Raw genomic sequence first — 10,535 nt, forward strand, 5'->3', positions numbered from 1 at the left:
CCACGAACTTCGACGTGGTCAGCGGCAGGGGTGAGTTCCTGGGCGGCGCGCTGGCCCCGGGTATCGAGATCTCCCTGGACGCCCTGGCGGCCCGAGCCGCCCAGCTGCGCAAGGTCGAGCTGATCGCGCCACGGTCCCCGATCGGCAAGAACACCGTCGAAGCGCTGCAGTCAGGCATCCTCTACGGCTTCGCCGGCCAGGTGGACGGCCTGGTCCGGCGGATCGCGGCGAGCCTGGCGCCGGACGCGCCGGACTCGGTCGAGGTGATCGCCACCGGAGGCCTGGCCTCGCTGGTGGTCGAGCATGCCGAGACGCTGCGCCGGCACGAGCCCGACCTCACCCTGCTGGGGCTCCGGCTGATCTTCGAACGCAACACCTGAGGCCTCGGGCTGCGGGCCGGTCGGGGGTGCCCGGCAGGGGCTGGCGCTCAGCGCCGGTGCTGCCAGAGCACCTGGGTGCGCAGCGGTAACGCCACCGTCGGCGCCTGCAGCTCGGCGTACTGGGTGGTCAGGATGCGTATCCGGTCGTCGATGGCGTCCTGCTCGGCCTTGCTGCGGGTGCTCACCCAGCTCCAGGTGTGTACCAGCTCGCGCAGGCCGTCCGGCCCGGGCAGCAGGTGCTCCGAGCGCACCGACGCCTGCTCCAGCTCGGTGAACAGGGCGCCGTCGAGCTGGTCGAACTGCTCCGACCATGGCAGCTCGGGCTTTCCGGTAGCCCAGTAGAGCGCGCGCACCCATTCCACGCCGCGATCGGGAAGGTTCCAGAACAGGCCGAGAACGCCACCGGGCCGTAGCACCCGCGCAAGCTCGTGCTCGGCGTCCGGACGCCGGAACCAGTGGAAGGCCTGGCCCGCCACGATCGCGTCGATCACCCCGTCCCGCAGCGGGATGCGCTCGGCGGCGCCCGCCACCGGCCGCACCTGGGGCAGCCGGGCGGCCAGCACGGCCAGCATCTGCGGGTCGGGGTCGACAGCCACCACCTCGGCGCCGCGGCCGAGGAGGGCGGCCGTCAGCTTGCCGGTGCCGGCGCCGATGTCGAGGATCCGCCGGTGGGTACCGCTGGCCAGCACCAGGTCCAGCGCCGCAGCCGGATAGGACGGCCGGGTCCGGTCGTAGCGGGCGGCCTGGGCGCCGAAGGACCGGGCGAACACCGCGTGCCGCACGTCCTGGCGCGTTCCGGCTGATCCTGGCGGGTCACCGTCACAGGAGCTCCGCCGGCGGTCGGTCATGCGTGCGACCTTAGCCGGGACGGCGCGGCCCCGGCGGTCGCCGGCGCTGAGCCGGCTTTCGTGCGCCGATAGGGTGAAACGGTGACAGACTCCAGCACCGCCGCCGACACCAACGACGATCTGCCCGAACAGGTCCGGATCCGGCGTGCGAAGTACGACCGGTTGATGACGGACCCGGACCGGGCGCCGTTCCCGGTGACGGTGCCGCGCACCCACACGCTGGCCGCGGTGCGGCAGGCCTATCCGGACCTGGCGGCCGGCGCCGAGACCGGCCAGCTGGTCGGGGTGACCGGGCGGGTCATCTTCGTCCGCAATACCGGCAAGCTGTGCTTCGCGACCCTGCGTGAGGGTGGTGTGGAACTGCAGGTGATGCTCTCGGCCGACCGGACCGGAGAGCCGGCGCTGGCGGCCTGGAAGGCCGATGTCGACCTCGGTGACCAGGTCTTCGTGACCGGTGAGGTCATCTCCTCCCGCCGGGGCGAGCTCTCGGTGCTCGCCGATGCCTGGCGGATGACTGCGAAGGCGCTGCGCCCGCTGCCGGTGGCCCACAAGCCGATGAGCGAGGAGACCAGGGTCCGGCAGCGCTATGTCGACCTGATCGTGCGGCCGGACGCGCGCCGGATGGTGATGGTGCGGGCCCAGGTGCTGGCCTCCATCCGCAGCACGCTCCACCAGCGCGGATTCGTCGAGGTCGAGACGCCCGTCCTGCAGCTGGTGCACGGTGGGGCGGCCGCCCGGCCATTTCACACCCACCTCAATGCATTCGATCAGCCCATGTCGCTGCGAATCGCGCTCGAGTTATATCTCAAGCGCGCGGTAGTGGGTGGAATCGAACGTGTTTTCGAAATTGGCAAGACCTTCCGCAACGAAGGCATCGACTCCACCCATTCTGCGGAATTCACCATGCTCGAGGCGTACGAGGCTTACGGCGATTACAAGTCGGTGGCGGAGTGGACCCGGGCGATCATTCTGGATGCCGCTATGGCGGTGGGTGTGGAAACTCCTCGCTCGCTGGACGGCGAAGATATCAATCTCGTTACGGAGTGGCGCTGGGCATCAATCTATGATCTAGTCTCCGCCGCCCTCGACGAATCGCTTACCCCCGACACCGAGGCCTGTCGGCTGGCCCAGCTGGCGGCTTCGCGAAATGTCGCTCTCAAGCCGGAGTGGGGCGCTGGGGAGATAGTGCTCGAGTTATACGAAAAGCTGGTGGAACACACACTAATTCAACCGACCTTCGTCTGCGACTATCCCCGCTCGGTCCGGCCACTGGCCCGGCAGCACCGGTCGGACCCCCGGCTCGCCGAAGCGTGGGATCTGGTTATCGGCGGGGTCGAGATCGCGCCGGCCTACTCCGAATTGGCCGACCCCGTCGAACAACGCCGGGTGCTGATTGAGCAATCCCTGGCTGCCGCAGATGGGGATCCGGATGCTATGGAGCTGGACGAGGACTTCTTGCAGGCACTTGAATACGGTATGCCACCGACCGGGGGAATGGGTCTGGGCATCGATCGGTTGATCGCTATGCTGACCGGCAGCAGAATTAGAGAAACCATACTTTTCCCGCTTCTCAAGCCGCTGTAAGGGCTGCCGGCTCGCGTTAGTGCGTTGCGAGTCACACCTGCCCGGCGAGTTGTTCACATCTCAGTGGTGTTTCAATATCTCATCAGCGAACAACTGATGCTTTAATGGAGCCCGGGCACATATATTGGCCTCCGTCGGCACTGATCAGATTGGAACTCCCATGGCCCAGAAGATCCAGGTTCTACTCGTCGATGACCTAGATGGTGGAACTGCCACCGAGACGGTCACATTCGGTCTCGACGGTTCTGGGTACGAGATCGACCTCTCATCCGAGAATGCTAATAAATTGCGTGAAGTTTTGGCGCCATTTGTTGGTCACGCCCGCCGCGCCTCGCGGGCCACCCCGTCGCGGGCCGCGACGCCGGGCAAGCCGGCCCGGGGCAGCGCCCGTATCGACCGCGAGCAGACCCAGGCAATTCGGGAATGGGCGCGCAAGAACGGGCACAAGGTTTCCGAGCGCGGCCGCATCCCGGCCAGCATCTTCGAGGCGTACAACTCCGCGCACTGACACCTGCGCACCCACCGGCCGGCGAGCGGGGCTTCCGCCCCCAGCCGGAGCCGTACGGCGCCGCCCGGCTGGGCCGGCGGCGCCGCGGCCGGTGGGGGCACCTGATAGGTCGCCCAGCCGGTAGCCACATCGGCACGGGCGCGTGGATGCCGCCCGGCCCGATGCCCATCCGATCTCGACACCTCTCTTTCCTCCGCCCGGGCTTCTCTCGGCCGGGCGGAGTCCTTTCGTCCCACCGCCTCTTGGCCTGGCCGGATCCCGGCCCCCGGCTCTCGGCCCGGCCGGATCCCGGCCCGCCGGCTCTCCGCCCGGCCGGCTCTCGGCCTCGGCCTATCTCTCCCGGCTGGCGCGGCCTCCGTATGCGGACTGTTACCCGTCTTCCGCCATCTTGCGCTCCTGGCATAAAGATGTCCCGATCGCTGTTATGACCCACCTGGGGATGCGACCCTGGGTTTCACGGTGCATCTGGCCGATGACTTCGTTAAATCGGCGTAGGCTGACAGTGGCGTTCGCTGATAGCAGATGCGGGGATTGGAGTACGACCCCAGGTCGTGGCGACGACTAGAGTCGAAGGCCTGCGCGGCGGTTCAGCCAAGTGAGCCCGCCGAGCGGTAAGGAGAGCGAGATGTTTGAAAGGTTCACCGACCGAGCCCGTCGGGTTGTCGTCCTGGCCCAGGAAGAGGCCCGGATGCTCAACCACAACTACATCGGTACCGAGCACATCCTGCTTGGCCTGATCCACGAGGGCGAGGGTGTCGCGGCCAAGGCCATGGAGTCACTCGGCATCTCTCTCGAGGCGGTCCGCCAGCAGGTCGAAGAGATCATCGGGCAGGGCCAGCAGGCCCCGTCCGGGCATATACCGTTCACCCCCCGGGCCAAGAAGGTGCTGGAGCTCTCGCTGCGCGAGGCGCTGCAGCTCGGCCACAACTACATCGGCACCGAGCACATCCTGCTGGGCCTGATCCGCGAGGGCGAGGGCGTGGCCGCCCAGGTGCTGGTCAAGCTCGGCGCCGACCTCAACCGGGTCCGCCAGCAGGTCATCCAACTGCTCAACGGCTACCAGTCCAAGGAACCGGCCGGCGGTACCGCGAGCGAGGGCGCCCCGTCCACCTCGCTAGTGCTCGACCAGTTCGGCCGCAACCTCACCCAGAACGCCCGGGAGGGCAAGCTCGACCCGGTGATCGGCCGCGAGAAGGAGATCGAGCGCCTGATGCAGGTGCTGTCGCGGCGCACCAAGAACAACCCGGTGCTGATCGGCGAGCCCGGCGTCGGCAAGACCGCGGTGGTCGAGGGCCTGGCGCAGGCCATCGTCCGCGGCGAGGTGCCCGAGACGCTGAAGGACAAGCAGCTCTACACCCTGGACCTCGGTTCCCTGGTGGCCGGTTCCCGCTACCGCGGTGACTTCGAGGAGCGCCTGAAGAAGGTGCTCAAGGAGATCCGCACCCGCGGCGACATCATCATGTTCATCGACGAGATCCACACCCTGGTCGGTGCCGGTGCGGCCGAGGGCGCCATCGACGCGGCCTCCATCCTCAAGCCGATGCTGGCCCGCGGCGAGCTGCAGACCATCGGTGCCACCACCCTGGACGAGTACCGCAAGCACCTGGAGAAGGACGCCGCCCTGGAGCGCCGGTTCCAGCCGGTGCAGGTCGGCGAGCCCTCGGTGGCCCACACCATCGAGATCCTCAAGGGCCTGCGGGACCGCTACGAGGCGCACCACCGGGTCTCCATCACCGATTCGGCGCTGGTGGCCGCGGCGGGCCTGGCCGACCGCTACATCTCCGACCGGTTCCTGCCGGACAAGGCCATCGACCTGATCGACGAGGCCGGTTCCCGGATGCGAATCCGCCGGATGACCGCGCCGCCGGACCTGCGCGAGTTCGACGACCGGATCGCCGACGTCCGCCGCGACAAGGAGTCCGCCATCGACGCGCAGGACTTCGAGAAGGCCGCCGCCCTGCGTGACAAGGAGAAGAACCTCCTCAACGACAAGGCGCAGCGCGAGCGCGAGTGGAAGGCCGGTGACCTCGACGTGGTCGCCGAGGTCGACGACGAGCAGATCGCCGAGGTGCTGGCCAACTGGACCGGCATCCCGGTGTTCAAACTGACCGAGGAGGAAACCGCCCGGCTGCTGCGGATGGAGGACGAGCTGCACCGCCGGGTGATCGGGCAGCACGACGCCATCCGCGCGGTGTCTCAGGCGATCCGGCGTACCCGGGCCGGCCTGAAGGACCCGAAGCGTCCCGGTGGCTCGTTCATCTTCGCCGGCCCGTCCGGGGTCGGTAAGACCGAGCTCGCCAAGACCCTGGCGGAGTTCCTGTTCGGCGACGCCGACGCCCTCATCCAGCTGGACATGTCGGAGTTCCACGACCGCTACACCGTCTCCCGGCTGGTCGGGGCGCCCCCCGGCTACGTCGGCTACGACGAGGGTGGCCAGCTCACCGAGAAGGTGCGGCGCAAGCCGTTCTCGGTGGTGCTCTTCGACGAGGTCGAGAAGGCCCACCCGGACGTGTTCAACACGCTGCTGCAGGTGCTGGAGGACGGCCGGCTCACCGACGGCCAGGGCCGGATCGTGGACTTCAAGAACACCGTCCTGATCCTGACCACCAACCTCGGTACCAAGGACGCGTCCAAGTCCGTCGGCAGCCTGGGCTTCGCCGGGGCCAACGACACCGGTTCGAACTACGAGCGGATGAAGCAGAAGGTCAACGACGAGCTCAAGCAGCACTTCCGGCCCGAGTTCCTCAACCGGATCGACGACATCGTGGTCTTCCACCAGCTGACCGAGGAGGAGATCGTCGAGATCGTCGACCTGATGACCTCGCGGGTCGACGCCCAGCTGCGCAACAAGGACATGGCCCTGGAGCTGACCGCGTCGGCGAAGGCGCTGCTGGCCAAGCGTGGCTACGACCCGGTGCTCGGTGCCCGGCCGCTGCGTCGGACCATCCAGCGCGAGATCGAGGACAGCCTGTCGGAGAAGATCCTCTTCGGCGAGCTGAGCAGCGGTCAGATCGTGGTGGTCGACACCCAGCTGGACGACGACGGCAAGGAGCAGTTCACCTTCCGCGGCGAGTCCAAGGCCGAGCTGGTGGTGCCGGACGTGCCGCCCACCGAGGCGGTCGGCACCGTCGAGTAGCTCCTCGCAGCCTGTGCGAAGCCCCGGTCCTGTTCTCAGGGCCGGGGCTTTCGCATGCCGCCGCCCCGGTGTGGGCATGCCGGTCCGTCCGGTTTCGTATCCGGATTGGCCGCCCAGGCGTACGAATCGGATACGAAACCCTCGCGAGCCGACGAGCCTTCCCGGACTGCTTCGTCCTGGCGCACCCAAACCGGTCAGGACGGCAGCGCGTACCGGCCGTCCGGCAGCGGGTCCACCAGGCCGTCGGCCACCAGGGCGTCCAGGGCGCGACGGCGCTGGTCGGCGTCGGGCCAGACCACGTCCAGCGCCGGGCCGGGCACCGGGTCGGGACGGCCGCGCAGCACGTCGAGCAGCAGGCCGCGCACCTGCCGGTCGGTGCCGGTGAACCGTTGCGGCCGAGCCACCGGGCCCTGGTACGGCGGGTAGCCGGCCAGCCGCCAGGCACACCGGTCCCGGACCGGGCAGGACGCGCAGGACGGCACGCCGGCCGTGCACAGCACCGCGCCGAGCTCCATCATGGCCGCGCAGAACAGCGCCGCGGCGGGGGCGTCGGCGGGCAGCACGGCCTCCATGGCCGCCAGGTCCCGGCCGGTCGAGGGCAGCCCCGGCTGGCCCTGGCCACCGATCGCGCGGGCCAGTACCCGGCGCACATTGACGTCCACCACCGCGGCCCGGAGGCCGAACGCGAAGGCCTGCACCGCCCGCGCGGTGTACTCGCCGACCCCGGGCAGCGCCAGCAGGTCGGCAAGGCCCGCCGGCACCCGGCCGCCGTGCCGGGCCACGATCGCCGAGGCGCAGGCATGCAGGCGCAGCGCCCGGCGCGGGTAGCCGAGCTTGCCCCACATCCGCACCGCCTCGCCGGGGGAGTCGGCGGCCAGCTCCGCCGGGCCCGGCCAGCGCTCCAGCCAGTTGCGGTAGGCCGGCAGTACCCGGGCCACCGGGGTCTGCTGCAGCATCACCTCGCTGACCAGCACCGCCCACGGCGAGGTGCCCGGACGGCGCCACGGCAGGTCCCGGGCGCACCCGGCGAACCAGGTAGAGAGCTCGGCGGCGAAGGCGTCGACGGGAGCGGTGCTGGCTGACATCCCCGCCATCCTGGCATGGCCCGCTCCGGCCGGCGAAGCCCGCACGGCCGCCGGTGGGCCGGTCGCCCGGGAGTCGGATATCCACAGGCAGGCGGCCGATCGCGGCGAGTTGGTTGATTCTGTCGGTGCCAAGGGCCAAGGTGTGCCCCATGGTGGCTACTGGCAGGACGGAGACCGGGCAGGCCGAGGACTACCGGCCGCTGCAGGTCGAGACGAACGGCATCAACGTGATCTCCGATGCCGAGCGCAAGGGTGTGCCACGGCAGCTCTTCTGGCCGTGGTTCGGCGCCAACATCTCGGTGTTCGCGCTGAGCTACGGCTCGTTCGGGCTCAGCTTCGGCGTCTCGTTCTGGCAGGCGCTGATCGCCGGCCTGCTCGGCATCGCGCTGTCCTTCCTGCTGTGCGGCTTCATCGCGCTGGCCGGCAAGCGCGGCTCGGCACCGACCATGGTGCTCAGCCGGGCACCGTTCGGGGTGCGCGGCAACACCCTGCCGACGCTGGTGGCCTGGCTGGTCAACGTGGGCTGGGAGACGGTGCTGACCATCCTGGCCACCCTGGCCACCGCCACCGTGTTCGACCGGCTGGGCTGGAGTGCCGGCACCCCCACCAAGGTGATCGCGCTGGTCGTGGTCGCCGCGCTGATCATCGCCGGCGGGGTGATGGGCTTCGACCTGATCATGCGGATGCAGGCCGTCATCACGGTCGTCACCGGGGTGCTCACCGTGGTCTACATCGTGCTGGTGCTCGACAAGATCCACTGGAGCACGGTGTCGGCGGCGCCGGCCGGCTCGACGCAGCAGGTCCTCGGCTGCTTCGTGCTGTTCCTGACCGGCTTCGGGCTGGGCTGGGTGGTCATGGCGGCGGACTACTCCCGCTACCTGCCGCGCCGTGCGAGCAGCCGGGGCGTGATCGGCTGGACGGCCTTCGGCGGGGCGATCGCGCCGATGGTGCTGCTGGTGTTCGGGCTGCTGCTGGCCGGCTCGTCCGATGAGCTGAGCTCGGCCATCGGGGCCGACCCGATCGGGGCGCTGGCCGGCGAGCTGGACACCTGGGCCCTGGTGCCGTTCCTGATCGTGGTGGTGCTGGGCCTGGTGGGCGGCGCAGTGCTGGACATCTACTCCTCGGGCCTGGCCCTGCTGACCGCCGGGCTGCGGGTGCCCTGGCCCGCCGCGGCGTTCCTCGACGGCGTGATCATGGTGGCGGGGTCCATCTACGTGGTGTTCTTCGCCGACAACTTCTTCCTGCAGTTCCAGGGCTTCCTGATCACCCTCGGGGTGCCGGTGGCGGCCTGGTGCGGGGTGATGCTGGCCGACATCCTGCTGCGCCGGCGCGACTACGCCGAGCCGGACCTGTTCGATCCACGCGGCCGGTACGGCAGTGTGCGCCCGGTGCCGATGCTGTGCATCCTGCTCGGCACGGCACTCGGCTGGGGCCTGGTCACCAATAACTATGCAAGCTGGTTGAGCTGGCAGGGCTACCTGCTCGAGCCGTTCGGGCTCGGTGGCAAGACCGGCGAATGGGCGTATGCCAACCTCGGCGTGCTGCTGGCCCTGCTGATCGGCTTCGTGGTGACCGCGGTTGCCGACCGCGGGCCGATCAGGCGCCAGGAGTCGATGCCGGGGTGAGTGCTCACCTGGTGGTCATCGATCTCCAGCAGGTGTTCGCCGACCCGGCCTCGCCCTGGTACACGCCCCGCTTCGGCGAGTTGCTGGACCCGGTCGAGCGGCTGGTCGCGGCGTACCAGCCGGCTGTCACCTTCACCCGGTTCGTCGCTCCGGACTCCCCGGCCGGTGCCTGGCAGGAGTACTACCGGCAGTGGCCCTTCGCCCGGCAGCCGCCCGACGCGCCGCTGTACGCCCTGGTGGACCGGTTCGCGGGCCGGCCCGCGCTGGCCATGCCCACCTTCGGCAAGTGGGGTGCCGAGCTCGCGGCCCGGGCCGGCGCCGAGCTGGTGGTGGCCGGCGTGACCACCGACTGCTGCGTGATCTCCACGGTGCTGGCCGCCGCCGACGCGGGGGTGCGGGTGCGCGTGGTCACCGACGCCTGCGCGGGTTCCACCGACGAGAACCACGAGCGAGCGCTGGCGATCATGGCGCTGTACGCGCCGCTGGTGGAGCTGACCACGGTGGACCGGCTGGTCGCACCGGATCGGCCGGCCGTGCCGGATCGGCCGGAATAGACCGGACCGGACCGGACCGGTGCTGGATTCGGGCGACGACCGGCCGGAGCATCGAGAGGAAGGAGCCTGGCGTGCGCATCGCAGTCATCGGAACCGGGAACATCGGCAGCACGCTGGGGGCGGCCTTCGCCCGGGCCGGCCATCAGGTGCGGTTCGGCTCCCGGCATCCGCAGCCGTCGGCCGACGATCCGCAGGTCAGCGACCTGGCCACGGCGCTCGCCGACGCCGAGGTGGTGCTGCTGGCGGTGCCGGCAGCTGCGCTGGATGGCTTCCTCGCCGAGCACGCCGGCGCGCTCGCCGGCCGGCTGGTGATCGATGCGACCAACCGGATCGGCGCGCCGGTGGCCAACGCCGCCGCCCGGCTGAGCCAGGCGGCCCCGACCGCCCGCTACGTCCGGGCGTTCAACACCCTCGGGTGGGAGAACTTCGCCCAGCCGGTCTTCGACGGCGTGCCGGCGGACCTGTTCTTCTCCTGCCCGGCCGACGACCGGGCGGCCGTCGAGGAGCTGATCACCGCGGTCGGGCTCCGGCCGGCCTACCTCGGCGAGGGCAAGCAGGACGTGGTGGACGGGGTGCTGCCGCTGTGGTTCGCGCTGGTGCAGGCCAACGGCGGCAACCGGCGGGTGGCACTACGGGTGCTGCAGAAGGAGCCGGACGCTCAGGTGTAGCGCTCGATGATCGAGGACTCGGCCAGCCGGGAGAGGGCCTCGCGGATCGAGCGGGCCCGGGCGTCGCCGACCCCCTCGACCTCCTGCAGCTCGTCGACGGAGGCGGCCAGCACCTTCTGCAGGCCGCCGAAGTGCTCCACGATCCGG

The 10,535-nt window shown here is 69.9% G+C and carries 10 protein-coding genes; 7 read left to right on the forward strand and 3 right to left on the reverse strand.

What is annotated here, in order from left to right:
* On the forward strand, nt 1-380 hold a 380-nt coding region (locus VLJ82_RS00160; RefSeq protein ID WP_408661297.1), incomplete at its 5' end, for a type III pantothenate kinase.
* 47 nt (nt 381-427) lie between these two features.
* Here the strand turns inward: VLJ82_RS00160 and VLJ82_RS00165 are convergent.
* Nucleotides 428-1,228: a class I SAM-dependent methyltransferase gene (locus tag VLJ82_RS00165; protein WP_408661298.1), complete on the reverse strand. Its 801-nt coding sequence runs from the start codon at nt 1,226-1,228 to the stop codon at nt 428-430.
* Nucleotides 1,229-1,309: 81 nt separating this feature from the next.
* On the opposite strand from VLJ82_RS00165, the gene lysS reads away from it, so the two are divergent.
* The 3 genes from lysS to VLJ82_RS00180 all read left to right on the forward strand — a co-directional run bounded on the left by lysS (nt 1,310) and on the right by VLJ82_RS00180 (nt 6,456).
* Entirely contained in the window at nt 1,310-2,812 is a 1,503-nt protein-coding gene (gene lysS / locus VLJ82_RS00170) for a lysine--tRNA ligase (protein WP_408661299.1), read from the forward strand.
* A gap of 160 nt (nt 2,813-2,972) precedes the next feature.
* Nucleotides 2,973-3,320, forward strand: a complete 348-nt coding sequence (locus tag VLJ82_RS00175; protein WP_408661300.1) for a histone-like nucleoid-structuring protein Lsr2 — start codon at nt 2,973-2,975, stop codon at nt 3,318-3,320.
* A gap of 625 nt (nt 3,321-3,945) precedes the next feature.
* Nucleotides 3,946-6,456 carry an ATP-dependent Clp protease ATP-binding subunit gene (locus tag VLJ82_RS00180; protein WP_408661301.1) on the forward strand — a complete coding sequence of 837 codons (2,511 nt, stop codon included), beginning with the start codon at nt 3,946-3,948 and terminating at the stop codon, nt 6,454-6,456.
* Between the two features lie 194 nt (nt 6,457-6,650).
* Here VLJ82_RS00180 and VLJ82_RS00185 read toward each other — a convergent pair whose 3' ends face one another.
* Complete coding sequence (locus VLJ82_RS00185; RefSeq protein ID WP_408661302.1) at nt 6,651-7,541, reverse strand: A/G-specific adenine glycosylase; 891 nt, start codon at nt 7,539-7,541, stop codon at nt 6,651-6,653.
* A 149-nt stretch (nt 7,542-7,690) separates the two neighbouring features.
* Here VLJ82_RS00185 and VLJ82_RS00190 point away from each other — a divergent pair, with 149 nt between their 5' ends.
* Genes VLJ82_RS00190 through VLJ82_RS00200 form a run of 3 tightly spaced genes read left to right on the forward strand, consistent with a single transcriptional unit; the run spans nt 7,691 to nt 10,388 of the window.
* The gene (locus VLJ82_RS00190; RefSeq protein ID WP_408661303.1) at nt 7,691-9,166 is read left to right on the forward strand and encodes a purine-cytosine permease family protein; all 1,476 of its coding nucleotides are present in this window, start codon (nt 7,691-7,693) and stop codon (nt 9,164-9,166) included.
* Nucleotides 9,163-9,720, forward strand: coding sequence for a cysteine hydrolase family protein (locus VLJ82_RS00195; protein ID WP_408661304.1), 558 nt, complete (start codon nt 9,163-9,165; stop codon nt 9,718-9,720). The genes VLJ82_RS00190 and VLJ82_RS00195 overlap by 4 nt, the downstream gene beginning before the upstream one ends.
* 50 nt (nt 9,721-9,770) lie before the next feature.
* Nucleotides 9,771-10,388, forward strand: a complete 618-nt coding sequence (locus VLJ82_RS00200; RefSeq protein WP_408661305.1) for an NADPH-dependent F420 reductase — start codon at nt 9,771-9,773, stop codon at nt 10,386-10,388.
* Here VLJ82_RS00200 and VLJ82_RS00205 read toward each other — a convergent pair.
* On the reverse strand, nt 10,379-10,535 hold a 157-nt coding region (locus VLJ82_RS00205; RefSeq protein WP_408661306.1), incomplete at its 5' end, for a helix-hairpin-helix domain-containing protein. The genes VLJ82_RS00200 and VLJ82_RS00205 overlap by 10 nt on opposite strands.

The organism is Jatrophihabitans sp. (genome assembly GCF_035474675.1).
Lineage (GTDB): Bacteria > Actinomycetota > Actinomycetes > Mycobacteriales > Jatrophihabitantaceae > Jatrophihabitans_A.